At 44.3% G+C, this 22,447-nt stretch carries 17 protein-coding genes and 1 tRNA gene; 1 reads left to right on the top strand and 17 read right to left on the bottom strand.

Features of this window, described 5'->3' with window-relative positions; genetic code table 11:
- Positions 1 to 9 precede the first annotated feature (9 nt).
- From gltB to PG766_RS01415, 5 genes are all read right to left on the bottom strand, one after another.
- Positions 10 to 4,545 (bottom strand): glutamate synthase large subunit, encoded by a 4,536-nt coding sequence (gltB, locus tag PG766_RS01435; RefSeq protein WP_118198368.1) that lies wholly within the window; start codon positions 4,543 to 4,545, stop codon positions 10 to 12.
- Positions 4,546 to 4,692: 147 nt separating this feature from the next.
- A complete protein-coding gene (locus PG766_RS01430) occupies positions 4,693 to 5,472 on the bottom strand; it encodes a CPBP family intramembrane glutamic endopeptidase (protein ID WP_117556074.1) in 780 nt (259 codons plus the stop codon).
- A gap of 19 nt (positions 5,473 to 5,491) precedes the next feature.
- The gene (locus tag PG766_RS01425) at positions 5,492 to 6,637 is read right to left on the bottom strand and encodes an alanyl-tRNA editing protein (RefSeq protein WP_118198369.1); all 1,146 of its coding nucleotides are present in this window, start codon (positions 6,635 to 6,637) and stop codon (positions 5,492 to 5,494) included.
- Between the two features lie 51 nt (positions 6,638 to 6,688).
- On the bottom strand, positions 6,689 to 8,455 hold the full coding sequence (gene argS / locus PG766_RS01420) for an arginine--tRNA ligase (RefSeq protein WP_118198488.1): 1,767 nt from the start codon (positions 8,453 to 8,455) through the stop codon (positions 6,689 to 6,691).
- Between the two features lie 252 nt (positions 8,456 to 8,707).
- Positions 8,708 to 9,331, bottom strand: coding sequence for a hypothetical protein (locus PG766_RS01415; RefSeq protein ID WP_055246851.1), 624 nt, complete (start codon positions 9,329 to 9,331; stop codon positions 8,708 to 8,710).
- Positions 9,332 to 9,589: 258 nt separating this feature from the next.
- On the opposite strand from PG766_RS01415, the gene PG766_RS01410 reads away from it, so the two are divergent.
- Positions 9,590 to 9,661, top strand: a tRNA-Arg gene (locus tag PG766_RS01410).
- A 168-nt stretch (positions 9,662 to 9,829) separates the two neighbouring features.
- On the opposite strand, the gene PG766_RS01405 is transcribed toward PG766_RS01410, so the two are convergent.
- From PG766_RS01405 to PG766_RS01350, 12 genes are all read right to left on the bottom strand, one after another.
- Positions 9,830 to 12,226 carry an ABC transporter permease gene (locus tag PG766_RS01405; RefSeq protein WP_118198370.1) on the bottom strand — a complete coding sequence of 799 codons (2,397 nt, stop codon included), beginning with the start codon at positions 12,224 to 12,226 and terminating at the stop codon, positions 9,830 to 9,832.
- Positions 12,223 to 12,888, bottom strand: a complete 666-nt coding sequence (locus tag PG766_RS01400) for an ABC transporter ATP-binding protein (protein ID WP_117556084.1) — start codon at positions 12,886 to 12,888, stop codon at positions 12,223 to 12,225. The genes PG766_RS01405 and PG766_RS01400 overlap by 4 nt, the downstream gene beginning before the upstream one ends.
- 69 nt (positions 12,889 to 12,957) lie before the next feature.
- A complete protein-coding gene (locus PG766_RS01395; protein WP_207662338.1) occupies positions 12,958 to 14,118 on the bottom strand; it encodes a sensor histidine kinase in 1,161 nt (386 codons plus the stop codon).
- Entirely contained in the window at positions 14,105 to 14,818 is a 714-nt protein-coding gene (locus tag PG766_RS01390; RefSeq protein WP_008375063.1) for a response regulator transcription factor, read from the bottom strand. Before PG766_RS01390 ends, PG766_RS01395 begins: the two co-directional genes overlap by 14 nt.
- Positions 14,819 to 15,165: 347 nt before the next feature.
- Positions 15,166 to 15,543 (bottom strand): PBECR2 nuclease fold domain-containing protein, encoded by a 378-nt coding sequence (locus PG766_RS01385; RefSeq protein WP_055155615.1) that lies wholly within the window; start codon positions 15,541 to 15,543, stop codon positions 15,166 to 15,168.
- A gap of 15 nt (positions 15,544 to 15,558) precedes the next feature.
- Positions 15,559 to 16,392 (bottom strand): DUF5688 family protein, encoded by an 834-nt coding sequence (locus PG766_RS01380; protein ID WP_270590298.1) that lies wholly within the window; start codon positions 16,390 to 16,392, stop codon positions 15,559 to 15,561.
- Positions 16,393 to 16,643: 251 nt separating this feature from the next.
- On the bottom strand, positions 16,644 to 17,201 hold the full coding sequence (efp, locus tag PG766_RS01375; RefSeq protein WP_022220387.1) for an elongation factor P: 558 nt from the start codon (positions 17,199 to 17,201) through the stop codon (positions 16,644 to 16,646).
- A 142-nt stretch (positions 17,202 to 17,343) separates the two neighbouring features.
- Positions 17,344 to 18,351, bottom strand: coding sequence for a TRAP transporter substrate-binding protein (locus PG766_RS01370; protein ID WP_270590296.1), 1,008 nt, complete (start codon positions 18,349 to 18,351; stop codon positions 17,344 to 17,346).
- Between the two features lie 11 nt (positions 18,352 to 18,362).
- The gene (locus PG766_RS01365; RefSeq protein ID WP_055260595.1) at positions 18,363 to 19,652 is read right to left on the bottom strand and encodes a TRAP transporter large permease; all 1,290 of its coding nucleotides are present in this window, start codon (positions 19,650 to 19,652) and stop codon (positions 18,363 to 18,365) included.
- A complete protein-coding gene (locus PG766_RS01360) occupies positions 19,637 to 20,152 on the bottom strand; it encodes a TRAP transporter small permease (protein ID WP_270590294.1) in 516 nt (171 codons plus the stop codon). Before PG766_RS01360 ends, PG766_RS01365 begins: the two co-directional genes overlap by 16 nt.
- Positions 20,153 to 20,433: 281 nt before the next feature.
- Positions 20,434 to 21,198, bottom strand: coding sequence for a type I 3-dehydroquinate dehydratase (gene aroD, locus PG766_RS01355; RefSeq protein WP_270590293.1), 765 nt, complete (start codon positions 21,196 to 21,198; stop codon positions 20,434 to 20,436).
- Positions 21,199 to 21,216: 18 nt separating this feature from the next.
- Positions 21,217 to 22,431 (bottom strand): MFS transporter, encoded by a 1,215-nt coding sequence (locus PG766_RS01350; RefSeq protein WP_195368720.1) that lies wholly within the window; start codon positions 22,429 to 22,431, stop codon positions 21,217 to 21,219.
- Positions 22,432 to 22,447 lie beyond the last annotated feature (16 nt).

Raw genomic sequence — 22,447 nt, 5'->3', positions numbered from 1 at the left:
TTTGGCCTCCTATCTTCCTTCTTTGATCGCATAAAATGCTTCGGTTTTTGCCTGTTCGCTGCTGAGACCTTTTTCTTCCAGCTGAAGGATGCGGGTCAGCATTCTCTCGTAATCACGCGGAATGATCTTCTTAAACTTCGGCAGGTATTCTTTGAAATGATCCAGGATTTCTTTTCCCGTCTCGGAATTGGTTGCTGCTACATGTTCTTCGATCATACCTTTCAATTCAGATACATCGAACTTAGATGTTACTTTTTCGATATTAACCATCTGTTTGTTGACTTTTGTATAAAGATCACTGTCCATATCCAGAACGTAAGCAACACCGCCACTCATACCTGCTGCAAAGTTCTTTCCGGTCTTACCAAGAATTGCAACCCGTCCACCAGTCATATATTCGCATCCATGATCACCGACCCCTTCTACAACTGCTGTTGCTCCGGAGTTACGGACACAGAAACGTTCGCCTGCCACACCATTGATATAGGCTTTTCCGCTTGTTGCACCATAAAGCGCTACGTTACCAATAATAATATTTTCATCAGCTTTAAATTTCACACCAGTCGGCGGATAAACGATCAGTTTACCACCGGAAAGTCCTTTTCCAAAATAATCATTGCTGTCACCGGTCAGTTCCAGCGTCAGACCTTTTGGTATAAATGCTCCGAATGACTGTCCGCCTGCGCCCTTACATTTCAGCACATAGCTGTCTTCTTCCAGTCCGTCCGGATAACGTCTTGTAATCTCAGAACCGAAGATTGTGCCGAATGTACGGTCTGTATTTTTTACATCCAGCTCCAGGATTCTCTTCTGTTTCTTTTCCAGTGACGGAAGAAGTTCCTTTACCAGAACTCTTTCATCCAGTGTTTTATTTAGTTCAAAATCAAAGACTTTCTTCGGATTGAAGATCATGCCTTTCTTCTCTTTTGCATACGGATTATTGAGGATTCTGGAAAGATCCAGTGTTGCGGCACGTTTGGATGTCGGCACATCTCTCACTTTCAGAAGGTCTGTCCTTCCCACCAGTTCATCCACGGTACGAATGCCAAGTTTTGCCATATATTCTCTTAATTCTTCCGCGATAAAACGCATGAAATTGATGACATATTCTGGTTTTCCGGCAAATCTCTTTCTCAGTTCCGGATTCTGGGTTGCAATTCCGACCGGGCAGGTATCCAGGTTACATACACGCATCATTACGCACCCCATGGTTACAAGCGGTGCCGTCGCAAATCCAAATTCCTCTGCACCGAGAAGTGCTGCGATCGCCACATCACGGCCACTCATCAGCTTACCGTCTGTCTCGATACGGACTCTTTCTCTCAGTCCGTTCTGGATCAGTGTCTGATGTGTTTCAGAAAGTCCAAGCTCCCACGGAAGTCCGGTATTATGGATAGAACTTCTCGGTGCTGCTCCTGTACCTCCGTCATAACCGGAGATCAGAACCAGTCCGGCTCCTGCTTTTGCAACACCCGCTGCAACCGTTCCGACACCGGCTTCAGATACCAGTTTCACAGAAATTCTTGCATCCTTGTTTGCATTTTTGCAGTCATAGATCAGCTGTGCCAGATCTTCGATTGAGTAAATATCGTGATGCGGCGGCGGTGAGATCAGTCCCACACCCGGCGTAGAATGTCTGGTTTTTGCTACCCAAGGGTAAACCTTTCCCCCCGGCAGATGTCCACCTTCTCCAGGTTTTGCTCCCTGCGCCATCTTGATCTGGATCTCTTTTGCACTGACAAGATATCTGCTTGTAACACCAAAACGTCCACTGGCAACCTGTTTGATCGCAGAACCTCTGTCGGTTCCAAGGCGCTCGATATCCTCTCCGCCTTCACCGGAGTTTGACTTACCGTGCAGTGCATTCATTGCAAGGGCAAGGGTTTCGTGTGCTTCCTTTGAAATTGATCCGTAAGACATTGCACCGGTCTTGAATCTGGTCACGATCGAATCCACACTCTCTACTTCCGAAAGCGGAACTCCTTTCTTTGGATAATTGAAGTCCATCTGTCCACGGAGTGTGATTCCTTTGGATTCTTCATCAACCATCTGCGTGTACTGCTTGAACATTTCATAATCCCCGCGCCTTGTGGACTGCTGAAGCATATGGATCGTTCTCGGGTTGTACAGATGCTTTTCACCACCGCTCTTCGACTTATGCTGTCCCACACTGTTCAACGTCAGATCTACGGAAAGTCCCAGCGGATCAAAGGCTTCGGAATGCCTTGCCATATAATCTTTTGCAATTTCTTCCAGTCCGATACCACCGACACGGCTGACAGTTCCGGTGAAATATTTTTCAATGAATTCCGGTTTTAATCCAATCGCTTCAAAGATCATGGATCCCTGATAAGACTGGATCGTGGAAATTCCCATCTTCGATGCAATCTTGACAATTCCGCTTATAACAGCTTCATTATAGTCATTGACTGCTGCATAATAATCTTTCTGAAGCATATCTGTATCGATCAGCTGTTTGATCGATTCATGTGCAAGATACGGGTTGATCGCAGATGCACCATATCCCAAAAGCGTTGCGAAATGATGTACTTCTCTTGGTTCTCCGGTCTCAAGGATCATGGCAACCTCTGTTCTTCTCTTAGTTCTTACCAGATGCTGATGAACCGCTGAGGTTGCAAGCAGGGACGGGATCGCAATATGATATTCATCCACACCTCTGTCACTTAAGATCAAGATATTCATGCCTTCACGGATTGCACGGTCTACCTGAATAAACAGATAATCGATCGCTTTTTCCAGGCTGGAGTTTTTATAATAAGTAGTAGAAATTTCTGCCACACGGAAACCGTCGACTTTCATGTTACGGATCTTCAGGAGATCGGTATCTGTCAGGATCGGGTCATTGATCTTCAGTACATGACAATTTTCCTCTTTCTGTTCCAAAAGGTTTCCTTCTTCTCCGACATATACCGTTGTCGAAGTCACGATTTTTTCACGGATCGCGTCGATCGGCGGGTTCGTTACCTGTGCAAATAACTGTTTAAAATATCCAAACAGAGACTGATGTTGCTCAGAAAGAACGGCAAGTGGTGCATCGATACCCATGGCTCCGATTCCTTCGCTTCCATTCATTGCCATATTTAAAATAGAAGTCTTCACTTCTTCGTAAGAATATCCAAATGCTTTCTGCAGTCTCTGGCATTCTTCTCTAGAATACTGCGGTACTTTTTGATTCGGGATCTTTAAATCGCTTAAATTGACCAACTGACTGTTCAACCATTCGCCATAAGGCTGTCTTGCCGCATATTCTTCTTTCAGTTCCTGGTCGTCGATGACACGCCCCTGAACGGTATCAACAAGAAGCATCTTACCTGGATGGATTCTTTCTTTGACTACGATCTTCTCCGGCGGGATATCCAGAACACCAACCTCAGAAGAAAGGATCAGTGTGTCATCATCTGTGATGTAATATCTGGAAGGTCTGAGTCCATTTCGGTCAAGTACGGCTCCTAAAATATCTCCATCTGAGAACAGGATGGATGCCGGTCCGTCCCATGGCTCCATCATCGTTGCGTAATACTGATAGAAATCCTTGATTTTCTGTGACATCGTTGCATTCTGTGTCCATGGCTCCGGAATGGTGATCATAACTGCCAACGGAAGCGGCATGCCACTCATCACCATGAATTCCAGCGTGTTATCCAGCATGGCAGAATCGGAACCTGCGGTATTGATTGCCGGAAGGACTTTATAAAGTTCTCCTTCCAGATGCTCAGATTCCATGTTTTCCTCTCTGGCCCGCATCTTATCTGCATTGCCACGAATGGTATTGATCTCTCCGTTATGTACGATGAAACGGTTCGGATGTGCTCTTTCCCAGCTTGGATTAGTGTTTGTACTGAATCTGGAATGTACAACTGCAATTGCAGATTCATAATCCGGGTTCTGCAAATCTTCAAAGAACATCCGGAGCTGTTTTACAAGGAACATTCCTTTGTAAACAATGGTTCTACTTGACAGGGATGCTACATAGGTATCATCACTGCTCTGTTCAAAGACTCTTCTTACCACATAAAGTCTGCGGTCAAAATCCAGTCCTTGTTTTACTTTTTTCGGTCGTTCGATAAATCCCTGCATAATGCACGGCATGCATTCGAGTGCTTTCTTTCCAAGTATCTCTTTACGGATCGGCACTTCCCTCCATCCAAGGAATTTCAGTCCTTCTTTTTCGACAATAACTTCGAAAATATTTTTTGCCTGATTCCTTTTCAGTTCGTCCTGTGGGAAGAAAAACATTCCCACACCGTAATCTCTCTCAGAACCCAAAAAGATGCCGAGGGGACGACAGACATTTGTAAAGAACTTGTGCGAAATCTGTAACAGTATTCCTACACCGTCTCCTGTCTTCCCTTCGGCATCCTTGCCAGCTCTATGTTCAAGATTTTCTACGATTTTCAGCGCATTTGCGACTGTATCATGACTCTTTTGCCCTTTGATGTTCACAACAGCTCCGATACCGCAGTTGTCATGCTCAAAATCAGGGCTGTATAAGCCTTGTTCTGTATTTTGTTGTATTACGCTCATATAACCTGCCCTTTCTGTAAAACGGTTTTGTTGTTGCTTTTATGATTTAACACTATACAGCATTTGTCTGCAAAAGTAAACCCCTAATTATACAGAAATTGTCAGATATTATTTATTTCGCGAACTTTTCCAGTATTTTTCAGTTAATTATCGTATTTCCTGTCTTATATTTTTTATTTTTACATAAATTATAACAGTAATCAACGTAGCCAGTACAGTAATTCCAACTGCTTTTCCCTCTGTTCCCAGGATCCATTCAAAGCCTCCATACCACGAAAGCAATAATGACGTAATATTCACAACAATATGGAACAGGACCGGAGCTGCAATATTCCGGAATTTCTCATAAATACCGGCAAGCAGAAATCCAAGTACCATCGCGTAAAGTCCCTGTGGCAGATTACCATGCCCCACTCCAAACAGGATTGACACAAACACACCTGCCTGCATGGCTGTGAGGCTCTCTCTCATCCGCCGATAGATCATGCCCCGATAAACAAGTTCTTCCGCAATCGGAGCCAGCATTCCGGCTCCCACCATCTGAAGCCAGCGTGGCGCACTGTAGATGGTCTGCTCCATGCTCTGGTAAACTCTGCTGATCTTCTGCATATTCATCAACATGACAATATCATTCATTGCCACACATGCAGTCACTGCGCCAAGAAGCATGACAAACCACATTCCGTATCCGGAAGCGGCTTTATATTTCCACCAGGATTCCTGCTCTTTTTCGTAACGTCCCTGATCCTTCCTGTAGATCCACCCAATCATCGGAATCGTAATGATCGAAGATATCGCCCCGATTCCCATGTTGCTGTGCAGACCACAGGAAAGGGCAAATGTAGCGACTGCAATCTCAACGCCCCATTTGACCAGAACCGCACTGAACAAATACCAGATAATTCTCCCTGTTTTCCTGTCTCGCATTCTTCATCTCCGCCTTCTCTTACTCAAAAACTTTTCGGATTGCCTCTTCACTGCCATTTACAGAGCCTTGTACCATGACCGGTTTTCCACCGCCTCTTCCATCAAACTGCTCTTTGAGGACCTTGCTGTACGGGCGCACATCCTCTGTCTCACTGCCGATCACATAACGGTATCCACTCTCTTCGTTTCCCGCAAATACCGCACACACTTCTACTCCTTTTTTCAGTACAAGGTTCATAAGCTCACGTGGTTCATTCCCACTTAATTTGCTATCAAAAATACAGACCTTTTTCTGTCCATCCGGAATTTTTTCTGCCTGTGCTTCAAGAATCTGATATCTTGACTCTGCAAGTTCACTCTTCAGCTGTGTACATTCCTCTTTTACGCGTTCAACTGCTTCAGCAATCAATTCTTCCTTCGCTGAAAGGCTTCCCATGATCGCCTTCACGCTTTCTTCTTTCTGCTGATAATCCTTCAGTGCCCTTCTTCCGCACAGCATAGTAATCCGGATACCGCCTTTATAATTCTGACTCTGCACCAGTTTGATAAGACCGATCTCTCCGGTAAAATTCACGTGCGGCGCACAGCAGGCACACACATCGTATCCCGAAATCGTCACGATACGCACCTGACCGTCAATCTCAATCTTACTGCGGTAATCCAGCGTCTTCAGTTCTTCTTTGGACGGATAGCTTACCTGAACCGGCACATTTGCAAATACCGCTTCATTTGCCGCATCCTCTACCTCGCGGAGCTCTTCTTTTGTGAGCGGACCGCTTAAATCCAGAGTGCAGAGCTCATCATTCAAATGGAATCCCACATTATCATATCCAAAACGTGCATGGACGATTCCCGATACGATATGTTCTCCGCTGTGCTGCTGCATCCGTGAAAAACGTTTATCCCAGTCGATCTGACCGGTCACGGTCTTTCCTTCTTCCAGTTCTCCTTCCAGATAGTGAAAGATCTGTTCTCCTTTTTCCTGTACATCATATACTCTGATCCCGTCAATCACTCCGGTATCTGCTGCCTGACCGCCGCCTTCTGGAAAAAAGGCAGTTCTTGAAAGAACTGCCTCATATCCGTTATCACACGGGCGGCAGGACACAACCTCCGCAGTAAATTCCTGCTGGTGACTGTCTGTGTAAAACAATTTCTCTGTCATATGTCCTCGCCTCTTTATCGTATTGTCATTACTTCTGATGCTTCTGCTTTTTTACATTCTCTCCGGTGCTTCAAATCCAAGCAGATCGATGCAGGTTGTCAGAATGTCTCTTGTAAGCGTGAGAAGGGCAATGTAGCTCTTCTGCTTCTGTTCATCCTCTTCTGCCAGGATCTTTGTCTCATGGTAGAAACGGTTAAATGCATTTGCAAGATCATAAATATATGCGCAAATCTTGTGTGGTGCAAGTTCTTCGTATACATTCTCCATCACACTGCCAAACTTCGCAGCTTCCAGCATCAGAGCCTTTTCGCTCTCACTTGTAGCCGGAAGGATCTTGATATCGTCCATACTCTTTCCTGATTCTTTGTACTTGTTCAGGATTGATTTGATACGAACGATGGTGTACAGGATGTACGGACCTGTATTTCCTTCAAAAGAAGTGAATCTGTCTACATCGAATACATAGTCTTTTGCTGCCTGGTTGGAGAGGTCTCCGTATTTGATCGCAGCCATTCCGACCATCTTCGCTGTTGCCTTTGCCTCTTCTTCCGATACTGTACGGTTCTCTGTGATCTTTTCATACATCTTTTCTGTGATCTCGCGGATCAGGTTCTCAAGACGCATAACGCCGCCTTCTCTGGTCTTGAACGGTTTTCCGTCTTTTCCGTTCATCGTACCAAATCCAAGGAAAGTAAGTTTTGTATCCTCTTTTACAATGCCGGTCTTCTTCGCACAGCGGAATACCTGTACAAAATGCAGTTCCTGACGTTTGTCAACTACATAGATGACTTCGTTCGGCTGGAACAGTTCTTCACGCTCTACCAGTGTTGCAAGGTCTGTGGTATCATAAAGTGCTGCACCGTCGGACTTCAGGATCATACACGGTGGAATCTCTTTGGTATCGGTCTCTTCTTTGACATCTACCACGAGTGCTCCGTTATCAATATGCGCATAACCTTCCTTCTTCAGTCTTTCCACCATATCCGGGATGTATTTCTGTGCGTCAGATTCCCCTTTCCAGAGGTCAAATTCAACATTCAGGTTCGCATAGTTTTTCTTCAAGTCTGTCACAGACACATTCATAATGTGATCCCAGATTGCACGGTAACCGCGCTTTCCGCTCTGCAGCTGGAAGGTCGCATCCAGTGCTTCTTCTCTGTAATCATCATGCTCTTTTGCATAAGCGGACGCTGCCGGATAGATTTCCTCCAGGTCACTGATGGTAAATGGTGCTTCTTTTGGATATTCTCCGGTGAAATTATCATCAAAATACGGAAGATCCGGCTGGCGTTTCTTCAGTTCTGTGATAATCAGTCCCATCTGATATCCCCAGTCTCCAAGGTGGATATCACCAACCACTTTATTGCCCATAAAACGGGTGATTCTCTTTACGCTTTCTCCGATGATCGCGGAGCGGAGATGTCCGACGTGAAGCGGTTTTGCCACGTTCGGTCCGCCGTAATCAATAACGATTGTCTTTGGATTCTCTACTTCTTCCGCGCCGAGCTTTTCGTCTGCTTCCATCTGGTTCAGATAATCTGCGACTGCTGCCGGGTTGGTCTTCAGGTTGATGAAACCTGGCTTAACTGCTTCTGCTCCGCTGATATATCCGTTCTCCGGAATCTTTGCCACAACTTCTTCTGCGATCATGATCGGTGCTTTGTGGTATTTCTTTGCACCTGCCATTGCGCCATTGCACTGATATTCACATAAATCCGGGCGGTTAGAAAGTGTAACACGCGCCAGTTCTTTCTCGTATCCGGCATCTGCAAATGCCTGTTCCATTTCTTCTGTAATCAGATCCAGGATCTTCTTCATAGTATCGATCGTTCCTCTCTTTTTCATCATAAACGTTAGCGCAGACTCTTTGCCTGCGCCGCTTTATTTATTATATCTGAATCCTTATGTAAGCGCAATAGAAAATCGTAATCCGGAGACTGGATGTTGCCTGAAATTCTGCATTCTTTATAAATTTTTGGAAAGACAGCATCCACTTCTGCTGACGCACAACATTTTTTCATAGACTTTACCGCTTTTTTCAGACGTTACTGGCTCGCTGTATTTACAGTGTTACTGATCCACTGCATTTTTCAGATCTTCCACCGCCTGTGCGAGCATTGCATCTGAACCAAGTGCCTGTTCATAATCCGCTTCTACCTGTGCAAACAGCTCCTGCACATCTGTCTGTGCGGAAACTTCTTCAATTATCGTCTGAATCTGCTCGTCAGAGATCTCTGCCTGAATATCGAATTTTCCATCTTTGTCCTTGACCGCATATAAGGTTTCAAGTCCCGGTACTTCAGTGTAAATTCCACGGATCTTCATATTGTACCGTACATACAGGATCCTGCTGCCTTTTGCTTTGCCGTCTTTCGTGTAAATCGCAATCCCATCGTATGCTTCGGCATAGGCTTCTTTTCCGGAAAGTTCCTGATAGTATGCTTCTACTGCATCCGCAAGCTCTTCGTCCCGGTTCTCCAGAAGTGGATTGGTTTCCATCGCTGCGTATCCGGTATTTACTTTTGGCTCTTCTGTAACAACTGCACTTACTTCTTTTACCTCATCTTTTTTCTCTTTCGTAAGAAAAACGGTAACTCCCGCCGTCATAAAGCAGACCAGCAGATACACAAGACCAGTGTAGAAAATCTGTTTCTTTTGACCTGTAAGGACGGGCATCCTTTTTTCTTCCGACATGGCATTTCCTCCTTTGCCACCTATCATACGCAATGCCCGCTTTTACGTCAATAGCGAAGGAAGACTTGTTTTGACTGGTTTTGTCGAAGCGATTATCTATTCTTTTTCTGCATTAAAATTGCTTTATGCTGATGCCCACTCTGTGTATCAAATCACTTTCAAATGGTATTTCGGCTGCTATTCTGTTCATCCCGTTTTACTTGTCCTGTTCGAAATTTCTTCTTGATTTTTTTCTGGGCAAGTGCTATATTAGTAAATGTCCTTGTAGCTCAGTGGATAGAGCACCGCCCTCCGGAGGCGGGTGCGTCAGTTCGATTCTGATCAGGGACGTGAAAAGACTGTGAAGCTTTTATGGCTTGACAGTCTTTTTTATTGCCACTAATCCAATTCCCACCTGAATCCGTCATGTTCTCCGGTGCAAACCATTTGAACGGCATTAGAATAACGCTGATTATGCAGCAATATAGGATATAGGTTTTCTTCATCTTGAAGCCTCCTCTATATCAGTCGGCAAGCACCCCATAACGTAAGAACTCCAATCACTCCTGCGCATCCCGTCATCCAAAGAACTTCTATCCGATGCATTTTCTTCAGGAACTTTTCTTCCATTCCAAGTGACTGTAAGATTTCCCCTTCTCTTTTTTCTTCCTGCTTCTCCGCAAGAAACATCTGATACAAAACTATGGAAATCAGAATCATGTAAAACACTGCAAAAATGCTGTACATTCCTATAAAGGAATATAATTCCTGACGTATTTTCTTATACTCTTCATGGTTATTCTGCACATTTACAGCTGTTCCCTGTTTTAAAATACTTAGAATATGCCCTTCCGTATCATACGCATCCGCATCATCCGATACCAGAATTTTTACGATCTGATCATATTCCATAATTCTGCTTTTCCCAAATTTCTTCCAAAAATTCTTTCCAACAATCATCGATATACCAGATCCACCTATCTGTGGATTCCGCACATCTTCTTCCTTCATGCCACGTAAAATCGCTGTTACTGGAATCGGATTTTCGTTTCTACTTCCATTCTCATTCAATGTATAAACCGGAAGTTCATCACCAACCTGTACCGTATCTTCTGATATTCCTTGTCCGTCCGGGCTGAATGCACTCAGATATTTTCCGTCATATTCCTGCAACTCTGTAAGATCCAGAATGCAAAAATCTCCCTGTTCAAATTCTTCTTTTGTCAGGCTGCCTTCATCCAGATTTCTCAGAAAACGCTGTATATCCTGCCATCTGTCTATTGTAAGCAAAGACAATCTTACTTTCTCAATAGATATCTTTTCCTTTATTGATGTCTCATTCAGATATGCCACCAATGTTTCGACTACTTTCTGAAAATACTCGCTTTCAGCATATTCTGACAGATCAATCCAGAACTCCTCTTTTTCATTGTTATGATATTGTTCTACAGAAGTTACTCCGGCAACCTGTTCCAGTTTATCAACTGTCTGCCTGGAAATTCCCGGAGAATTCGTAATCTCCATTGTACTCAAATAGTATCCATTTCCTGTCAGCCTTTGATATACTTTCAGTTCTTCCTGTCTGGTTGATATTTCCATCTTTCCAAATCCCACGATCAGCAAAGCACTTGCCAGAAGAACAATTTCTACACTCTTACGCACACGATGCATCTGCCATTTATGAAGTAAAACTCTTCCCGGCGTGAACCGGACGATCTTCCTGTACTTTCCCCTTCTTTTCTGAACTTTCTTCTTTTTTTCTTTCAGAAGTATGCGAAGCTGTACTGCACTGAGTCCATAACTTGCAGCAATACATAAGATACTGAAGCCAGTTCCAAAAAGGACTCCTTCCCATGCAATCGCCTGTGGTAATGTCTGCTCGGTTATCTTTTCAAAAGCAGGGATAACCAGCTGGTAAATCCCAATCCCTGCAAGATTTCCAACAATAACAGCTCCTGCACCAAACAGAACTGCTTCCCAGAAAATAATCTGGTACATCTGCCCTCTTCTCATCCCAAGTGCATCCAGGAACCTCCAGAACTGTTCTCTTGAGATAATCGAACGCGATACCGTAAGAAACAGGATACAGATCGACGCACCACCAACCAGCAAACGGATATTTTCCAGAAAATCCATATACGGAAGACTTACATCAGAAAGTTTGTCCTGTTCCACATTGTCATCCATGCCGCAGGTAAATTCTTCGCTGTCTTTCAGATCTTTATAAACACTTTCACTGCCTTCTTTCGCTTTTACAAGCATATGCATATCCTGAACAGAGCCGATCCTGTTCCCGCCTTCCTGTGTCACAATTCCAGTTGGAAACCGATGCCGGTTGCAGATTTCCCAGTTTATCTGATAATCTTTTAGGATCCCGCATAAAGTATACGAATAGCTTTTTGATTCCCCCTGCTCCAGAATGGAAAGCGCCGGTGTAATATCCAGTGTAATCTCTTTTCCAAGCATCTCCTCATATCCAAGTGAGCGAAGTGTACTGTATTCCATTGCGATCTCATGCTCATTTTCCGGCAGGCGTCCTTCTTTCATTTCCAGTCTGCCAAGCTTCCACGCCGTCTCGTCCATCGTCCCGATATTCATCTGACGGTTTTCCAGATAATCTCCGGCAATCGCCCCATAGATACTTATTTTCCCGCTCTGTGCAAGAAATGGATTCTCTTCTGCTACTTTCACCGAGCTTTCATCCATATCCACAAATACCTGTTCCCATTCCCCATATACCGCTTTACGATTCTCGATATATGCCGCTTTCAGTCCTTCCGACATCTGGAAGCCAATCTGGGCCAGTGTGCAGGTAAGAAGCAGGACGGAGACAATCAGGATGCTGTATTTCTTCTGGCTGCGGATTCTTTTTATACTGAGTTCCCGTTCAATTCCATGTCTTTTCTCTCTTTTCATCGCAATGCACCATCTTCCATATACACAATCCTGTCCGCATAATTGGCACTGTCCATATCATGTGTCACCATGACAATTGTCTGACGGTAAAGCTCTCTGGATGCGCAGATCAGTTTCATGATCTCCTGTCCGGTCTGATAGTCCAGATTCCCGGTCGGTTCATCCGCAAGGATCACTCCCGGCTTTGCTGCCATTGCACGGGCAATTGCCACTCTCTGCTGCTCTCCACCAGATAACTGATCCGGATAATCTCCGTTCCTGTCCCATAATCCGACCTTTTCAAGAAGCTGTCGGATATAAGCTTTATCCGGTACCGTATGCGCGATATAAAGCGGCATGCATACATTATCCCAGATCGTATACTCCGGCAGTAACTGATACTGTTGGAAAATAAACCCGATTTTCTTCTGCCGGATCTTGCAGATCTTCTTTTGGGAAAGCCCGTTAATCTGTATTCCATTCAAGAAGACTGCTCCGGTATCTGGCTTTTCCAGTGTTCCTGCAATCTTAAGAAAAGTAGATTTCCCGGATCCGCTTCGTCCCATCACTGCCACAAATTCACCGCTTTTCACTTCAAAAGAAAACTCCTTTAATGCTGTGATTTTCTTTTCACCAAGGGTATAGCTTTTGCTTACCTTGTCCAGTCTGATTACGGTTTTCATCTTCTGCCACCTCCTTCATTTGTTAGTCTTACTATATCAGATCAGTCTTTCGATTCACTTACCCCAATCTTACGAAATCGTAAGATTTATTTCTTCCTGTGCATGATCTTTTGCGATCATCTTCGGCAGTATAAACTGGAAGGTTGTCGCCTCCTCCAAGCCGCTTCGATCCACAACCTTCAGTGTTCCCTGATGGAGCGTGACAATTTCCCTTGCCAAATGCAGACCAATTCCGATTCCACTTCCCTGTTCCATCTGGTAGAAACGGTCAAAAATCAGCTCTCTTTTCTCTTCTTTAATCCGTTTTCCCCGATTGGTGATATACAGCTTATAATAGTCCGTATCTTCTTTCAGCAGAATCTGAATCAGGCTTCCTGTATCTGCATATTCTACGGCATTTTTCAGTACATTTTCCATTGCCTCTTTCAGCCAGAATCCGTCGCAGGAAAGCAGGCATTCTTTTGGAACATCCATTTCAAATCCAACTCCTTTTTCTTCCGCTAAAGGCTGTGTTCTGTCTATACATTCTTCGATCAGTCCGGTCAGATTTTCTTTTTTCCGCTTCATCCAGATTTTCCCGGAATCAATCTGCGCAAGCCTAAGAAGCACGATCGTCATATCGGACATCCATTGCACCTTTTTCACACAGTCTTCCAGCTTCTGATACCGTTTTTCATCCTCTTCTGTCACAAGAAGCACCTCCAGATTCAGAAGTGTTCCCGCGATCGGTGTTTTTAGCTGATGGGAAATATTTTCCATGTAAGTTCCCATTTTCTGCCGGTCACGATGCAGAAATTCTTTTTCTTCCGCCAGCTTTGCTTCCAGTTCCCTGTCTTTTTCTGCCAATTGATTATCCAGTGCTTTTTTCCGTCTTTTCTCCATGTGCAGTTCTGTCAGCAAACCAACAATGCAGATGATGCCGATCGCAGCCACAAACACACCTATTCCGTAACTTCGGATTCTCTTTTCCAGCCAGATTTTTCCTGTCTCTTCATACCCTGCCTCTTTCAATGCCTCGCAGCCCTTCTGATATGCTTCTTCATCCGGTTCTGTAAAGGCAGAAACCGTTCTGTCTTTTTCTGTCTGTCCGATCCAGGAAACAACCTGTCTTTCATAATTTTCTGCAAGAATATTCTGGTATCCATAAAAAGCCAGCAATATCAAAAGAAAAATCAGAGTCCATTTTCCCGGTATTCTCCATTTCTCCGTCTTTCTCTCAGATCTCATCATACACATCCTCAGCTTTCAGCGTCCATGCATAACCAACTCCACGCTTTGTCTCAATCGGATCCTGCTCATTTTCTGCAGTCAGCTTCTTTCTCAGCCTGTTCATATGTACAGACAAGGTATTGTCATCGATATAATTTTCATTGAAATCCCAGATCGTGTCCAACAGGAACTCCCTCGCAACAAGATTCGGTGCGTTTGCAAGAAGGCTGCACAGAATCTGATATTCGGTCCTTGTAAGATCGATTCGGACACCATCCTTCTGCAAAATCTGCTTCTGCAAATCCAGTTCATATTCTCCGCTTTTGATTCCTTTTTTCACTTTCTTGCCGTTTTGCATACCGGTACGTCGCAGCAAAGCCTTGATTCTCGCAATAAATTCAAATGTGCGGAAAGGCTTGATCACATAGTCATTTGCTCCCGCTTCAAATCCTTCTACGATAAATTCTTCACTGTCATAGGCTGATAAGAAAAGAATGGGATTGTCTGTATATCTGCGGATCTCCCTGCAGAGCATGATTCCGTTCCCGTCTGGCAGCTTCATATCCAGTACATACAGCATATATTCTTCTCCTCGAATCCTTACGAGTGCTTCGCTACAAGACTTCGCTGCAACCGCATTCCATCCCTTTAGTTCCAGGATGTCTACGATTCCCTGTCTTACCAGGTCGTCATCTTCAATTACTAAAATTTCTGTGTTCATGCTCGGAATTCCTTTCTTTATTTCTATTGTATGATTACGTAAGCTGACTCCTACTTGATTCGTATACTTTGTACACCATCTCGCTTAACAGCCAGGTGATGTACATTCGCAAAATACAGATTCTTGTGCAAGCACAAATCTGCACTTGGCTCATCGTATACACAAAAAGGTGCCGCAAACCTGCGACACCTCTTTAAGTCTTCTTCAAATGATTATCCAGCAGGCGTGCGCTTCTCCTGCATCTCTCAGGTTTCCCCTGTCTATACCATCGGCGTGTGGATCGCACGAAATCTTCCACCTTAGATAATCATATGAATGAATTTTTCTCTACATTCAGTATATCAATATTATTCTCTTTTGTAAAGAATTTTCTTGTTGCGCAGCAGCCTGTTCCATTCCTTATCATCTATTTTCATAAATGTGATAATTGAATTTTTGTAGTCCAGATTATCCTTTGATGTAATCAAACGTAAAACCATTTTAAATACTTCTTTAACGTCCTTAATTTCTTTTAGTATCAACGCTGTATTGGGTTTCTTCGCTTCAATTATATAATCCGGATCCCGTATTATCTCGTCAAAGTATGTAGAAAAAAGTTCATAATCATTGGGATGTCTTTCCCGAATATGCATAATCTGCACAACAGTTATAATAACTTCATCTGTTACTATATCCTCTGCTATACAATGGTATATTTCCCTGTCAATTTTCCCTACTCTATACACGTTTATAATCTATCCCTACTTCGCCACGATCCGAATCTCCTCCCCATCAAAGTAATACACGGAATCCGAAAGTACTTCCTCCGGTGCCACTCCGGTCTGATTGATCTCTTTTACCATCTCCTGCATCCGCTCCGGCTCCAGTCCAAAGCTTTTCGGCACCAGTATCACTTCATGGATACTGCTTGGCAGGATATAGAAATCCCCTCTGATCATCCCCCTGACCTTTTCCCGGAAATCCGGATACCGCATCACTGCTGCCCCCAGACTGCACTGCTCGTTCGTCGCCACATACATAAAGCGCACAATCTGCCGGATCTGCACCGGATAGATCCGCGGTGTATTCTTCTCGGCAAGACGGCGGATCTCTTCCTTTTCTACACGCCAGTAGCGTAGATGCTCGTTGCGGATCTGGATCGCCGCCGAGCCAAAGCGTGTGTTGTCTATCTGGATATAATAGACCACTGCCAGATCCAGGAACGGCTCATAAGGAATCTGCTTTAACAGTTCTTCGTTAGCATCCCGCCGGATCAGTTTGTACACGATATGCTCTTTTACATGATTAAAATCAAACAGATTCTGACAATCACAGGTCTTCTTCACCCGAATCTCCTGATAAATACTGCAAATGGAATCTGCCAGATCCGGTACCTGCTGCCCCTTCAGGTACTTCTGGTAAAATTCCTCCAGATAGATCGTCGGTGCAAGGTTGCTGTCCTCCTGCTTAAAAAGAATCCCTGTTCTTCTGGTTCCATTATTCTTCGTCACGGTGTACAGCTCCGTCCTCACCTGCGCATCTACCTGTCCTCTGATCTCGCATAACATAGCATTCATAAATTCTGTATAATTCATCCGTTCTCCTTCCCAAAAGCCATGCGCCGCAAAGAACCTTTTCTGCCATCTTAAGGCAGCTTATAATTTGAATATCACCTGCATTCAAGCAGGTGTGTACTGCCAATTATATCTGCCCTTTTTTCAGATTACAAGAACATTCTTTTCCCCTCCAAAATGGCATTGACATGCAAAAAAGCCGAAAGCATGAGGACTTGCCTCTGCTTTCGGCTTTTATCTCTGTCTTAATTTTGTGAATTATGACGAAAGGATTATGCTCTTGAGCTGTACTCTCCTGTACGGGTATCAATTTTGATCTTGTCACCCTGGTTAACGAAAAGCGGTACAAGAACACTTGCTCCGGTCTCAACGATAGCCGGTTTGGTAGCACCTGTAGCTGTATCACCTTTTACTCCCGGCTCTGTCTCTGTAACTTCAAGTTCCACACTGATCGGCGGCTCTACTGAGAATACGTTACCTTCATGTGAACATACTTTAACCATCTCGTTCTCTTTTACAAACTTGAGGGAATCTCCTACTGTATCTCCATCAACTGCGATCTGGTCGAATGTCTCAACATCCATGAAGTGATAGAGTTCACCATCAGAATACAGATACTGCATATCTTTTCTGTCGATATGAGCGGTATCGAATTTCTCTGTCGGACGGAAAGTCTTTTCTACTACACCACCACTGATGATGTTTTTAAGTTTTGTTCTAACGAAAGCTGCTCCCTTTCCCGGTTTTACATGCTGGAATTCCAGAATCTGATAAATGTTACCTTCGATCAGTACTGTAAGACCATTTCTAAAATCGCCTGCTGAAATCATTGTAATATCCTCCTTATATATGCCCTGGGGCATTCCTTTTACTTTTTATATACATTACTTATAATTCTATAATAAAAAACTCTATTTTTCAACAAAAAATTTCAATCAATTACAGATTTCCCTGATTTTCCGTATTTTTTTGCTATTTCATATAGGCATTATAGAGTTTTTTATCCACATTTTTCTCGATTTCATCGTAAACCGGCTGCACTACCTCACGGATTTCCGCTCTCAGTTCATCACTAAGTGTAACAATCTGTGTTCCACTGTCCTCAATTACTTTGATCTTGTCTGCAATCCGGTCATCCGATGCCTGGCGAGCCTCTTCTTTGGCGATCTCAGCAGCTTCTACAAGGATTGCCTGCTTATCTTCCGGCAGATCCTGAAAAAATTCATCACTGACGATCAGAGAGATCAGATGCGGCAGGTGATTGGTTTCCACAACATAATCCTGCTGTTCATAAAGCTTGTTGGATACGATAACCTCGTATGGATTCTCCTGGGCATCAATGGTTCCCTGCTGCAGTCCGATATACACCTCACTGAAACTCATCGGTGTCGGAGATGCTTTCAGTTTTTTCCAGAAATCCATATGGTAGGAATTCTCCATGGTACGGATCTTCTGTCCTTTAAAATCAGCCAATGATTCGACCTTTTTGTTCGTTGACATGACACGGAAGCCCTGGTCTGCATAGCCAAGGAGCTTGTACCCGCCATTCTCATAGACATCCTCCAGAAGCCCATAGAACTCCGGATTATCTACCTTTTCACGTACTTCATCAATCGTACTGAATCGGCACGGAATATCAAACACCGCAAGGTCCGGCATGAAAGTTACCTGCGGTGCGGTATTCTGGATCACAAACGGAATATCCCCATCCTTACAGCTCTCTAGAAGCTCCCTGTCCCCTCCGATCGTACCGTTCGGATAGACCTGGATCTTCATCTTGCCATCACTTAATTCTTCTACTTCTTCCACAAATTTTTCTGCATAGATCTGTGTTACGGTATCCTCCGGACTTGCCGTTGCAAGCGGCCATGCATATCGCTGTACTTCATCATCCGCAACCGTCTTTTTCTGACACCCCGCACTGAGTGCAAGTGCCGCACACATTCCTGCCGCTACCGCCATTCTTACTGCTTTCTTCATGCTGCTACCTCCTATATCAGTGCCAGGCTGATCGCCGGGATAAATGTAATTAACAAAAGCGCAACAAGGAAGTAGCCGATCATTGGCATCGCATGTTTGGAAATCCGCATGATCGGGATATCTGTAAGCGAGCTTGCCACAAACAGATTGACTCCGATCGGCGGTGTTACAAATCCGATTGCAAGGTTGACAACCATCATGATTCCAAAGTGGATCGGATTCATGCCGACTGCTGTTACGATCGGCAGAAGGATCGGTGTCAGGATCAGGATTGCCGGTGTGGTATCCATGACCATTCCCACGATCAGAAGGAATACATTGATCACCAGAAGCAGGACGATCTTATTGGTAAAGTGCGTCAGGATCCAGGTGCTTACCATCTGTGGGATCTGCATCAGAGTCAGAACTCTTGAAAATGCAATCGATGCTGCAAGGATAAACATGATCGGTGCATAGGTGCGCACGCCTTCCACCAGTGCCGGCCAGATATCTTTAAACGTCATCGTCTTATAAATAAACAGGCTGACGATCAGTGCGTAAAACACTGAAATGACTGCCGCTTCTGTCGGCGATGCGATTCCGGAATAGATGCATCCCAGAATGATAACCGGACTCAAAAGTGCCCAGAAGCTTTCTTTTAAAACCTTCAGGAGTCCTTTCTCATGAAGTTCTCCGACTACTTTCTGGATCTTTTCTTTGTCCTCTCCATTCTTTTTACAGTAATAAACTGCATAGACCATCAGAAGTCCGCCGATCAGAAGTCCCGGAATGATCCCTGCGATAAACAGGTCACTTACTGATTCACCGGAAGCACTTCCGAACATGATAAACGGAATACTTGGTGGAATAATAACTCCAAGACCACCTGCCACGGCTACGATCGCCGCGGAAAAATCCTTATCGTATCCAAGCTCGATCAGAATCGGGATCGTCATACTTCCGACTGCTGCAACCGTCGCCGGTCCGGAGCCTGAGATTGCACCATAAAACAGACAGGTTACAATGACCGCGCACGGCAGACCCGCTGTCAGATTTCCAAGGAAATAGGAAAATACATCAAATAATTTTTTAGAAATGCCTCCTCTTGCCATGATGATTCCGGAAAGTACGAACATCGGAACCGCAAGGAGTGGAAAGCTGTCAATCCCTCCCAGCATGGAACGGATCACAAACTGTCCGCTGGCTGTGAAGGATGGATCAAAAGCACCCGGAAGGACCGATGCGATCGTAAGCGCGATCGATACCGGAATGGCAATGATCAGACAGATTACAAATAAGATAAATACTACTGCTGCCGGCATGCTTTTTCTCCTTTCTCATCTTTTTCTCTTACTACTTTTAATTCTGCAAACCACCGCTGGATAATACGGATCGCTACCAGGATAAAACTTACAAGCGGTGCTGCCTGCACATAATACATCGGGATGTGGCACGCCGGACTTACCTGTCCGCTCTCTACTGCTGACATCATATACTTAAACGCAAACGGTATCAGGTAAAGAAATACCATCAGTTCAAAGGTATGGTTGACCAATTTAAAAAGTGCCTTCCCTCTTCGTGGGAAAATTGACACAAACTGTTCGATCTTAATGGAAATACATTTTTTTGTGCAATAGCTGACGCTCAAAAATCCCGACCATACAAACAGGTAACGGGTAATCTCCTCCGACCAGGACGGCGCTGAGCCGAGTACATATCTGGAAAACACCTGGATCCCCATGATCACTGTCATCAGAATCAGGCTTATCACCATAATAAATTCTTCCAGATAGTTATCCAGCCAGATTACTGTTTTCTTCATTCGCATTTGCCCTCCCTTCATATAATCATACAAAAATGATATCAATTACCGAAGAATTTGTCTATTTTTTCTATTTGCTTTTATCTCTTTAAATAGCAAAATTTTCTACAATTTTTCATTTTCAGAAATTGGTTAGTTTTTTAACAAAACCAGAATATGATAAAGGCCCGCAATCCACCGGAATCCCCGGTATGACTGCGGGTCTTTATCCTGCCTTTTTCACTCTTCATTCAGGTTAAACATAACGGATCCGCCACAGGACTTCTCCGGATGTTTCTTCACTAGATGCTCTTATCGATCAGAGTCAGGATTTCTCTTAAATCTGATGCATTCATCTGTCCAGGTGCAGAAGCTTTTCCTACTGCCCCGAAAGTAAGTGCTGAACCGAATACTTCACCGCACAGGCGACTGATCAGTCCGGTACCTGCCATAGACATTGTAATGATCGGACGGTCTGCATGTTCTTCTGCCATTTCACGTGTTGCTTCAAGAAGTATAAGTACATCCTTTTTGCACTGTGGCATTACTGCAATTTTCGGGATATCTGCGCCGAGTTCCTGCATTTTCACAAGGCGTCCTACGATATCGTCTTTGTCCGGTGTCTTATCGAAGTCATGGTTGGATGCAACGACTTTTACGCCGTGTGCATGCGCGCCTTCGATGATATCTTTTACAACTTCGTCCCCTGTAAATGCTTCTACATCCACAAGGTCAACCAGTCCTGTTGCTGCTGCTTTCTTGTTCAGCTCTGCATATGCGTCAGCTTCGATTGCTTTTTCGCCGCCTTCTTTAGAAGTACGGAATGTGAAAAGAATCGGAGTTTCGCCAAGTGCCGGACGAAGGTCTTTTAATACATCTTCAACCTGTGCGAAGTCAAATACACCTTCGAACCAGTCTACACGCCATTCTACAACATCAAGCGCAACATCCTCAAAAGATCTTGCTGCTGCAAGAATTTCTTCTTTTGTCTTTCCGACGATCGGTACACAGATTTTCGGTACTCCTTCACCGATCTTAACGCCACGAACTTCTACATATTTACTCATGTCTGTTTTCTCCTTTTTCTAGTTGTCAGCCTGAGCCTGTTCTACCATCTTAGTATAACGTAAGTTTACAAATAATCCAAGAAGGACTCCAACTGCTGTAAGAACGATATTCATAACCATAACCTGTGACGGCTGCATTTTGGATGCTGCTGTAAGGATGGTGTAGTTACACAGGGAAGATGCGATCATAACAAGTGCTGTTACAGTTCCTTTGATCTTCGGGAAAAGCATGTTGCATACAGAAGTTGCGATCTGAAGAAGTCCGCCTGCTCCTGCCCATCCGATCAGGAATGCACCTGCAATCATAAGTGTCTGGCTCTTTCCAACCAGAACAGTGATCATTGTTACAAGACAGATTACCGGGTATCCCAGGATAAATCTTACGTCTTTGATCTTTCTTGTTAAAAGTGCAGTTACAACGAGTGCAAGCATTGTTCCTGCTGAATAGTATGTCTGCATGATGGACGGATCAGCCCAGCCAACATTCTCTTTTGCAAAGTTCTGTGCACAGTTCAGCCATAACTGGAAGGTACCTGTACATGTGAATCCGATCAGGATCATTGCGATGGATTCTACAGAGAAATGGGTATGCTTTAAGCTGTCGATCAGGCCTTCTTTCTTTCCCGCTGCTTTCTGATCTGTATCCGGGAGTGGGAAGATCATAACCAGTACCAGAAGTACAAGATAAGCGATTCCACATGCATAGAACAGTGTGTTGTAAGAGGTTGCTCCTGTTGCTGTTGTAGCGACAGTTACACCAAGTACGAACGGTAAAAGCATCTGCGATACAGAAATAAAGAATTTGATCCCCATAGTTGCAACGCCCGGTGCTTTGTAAATGATTTCTGAAACAGCCGGGTAAATTCCTGTATCCAGGAAAGAGTTTGCGATACCACCAACGATTGCACAGATATATGCGATCTGGTATCCGCCATTTGTTCCTGCATTAAATGCAAGTGCAAGTCCGATCAGGTAGATTGCATAGGATCCACTACCGATCGCTGTTGAAATACGACGTCCGAGTTTGTCAGAAAGCGGTCCGGCGAACGGAAGCGCGATCAGACGTCCAAGTCCGAGTGCTGCTGAAATTGCAGTGATTGCCATAACTTCTACGCCCCAGGAAGCAGCAAGTGCTTCCTTGATGACTGCCTGTCCAAGGATGGAACATCCGACACCATGGATAAAGTAGTTTAAATAAAGGATCAGGGCGCTGGGTATGTATTTCTTATTCATCTCTTTTCCTCACATT

Source organism: Coprococcus sp. LG101-27, assembly GCF_027695515.1.
Classification (GTDB): domain Bacteria; phylum Bacillota; class Clostridia; order Lachnospirales; family Lachnospiraceae; genus Allocoprococcus; species Allocoprococcus comes.
This window is presented reverse-complemented; position numbering and strand designations above follow the sequence as displayed.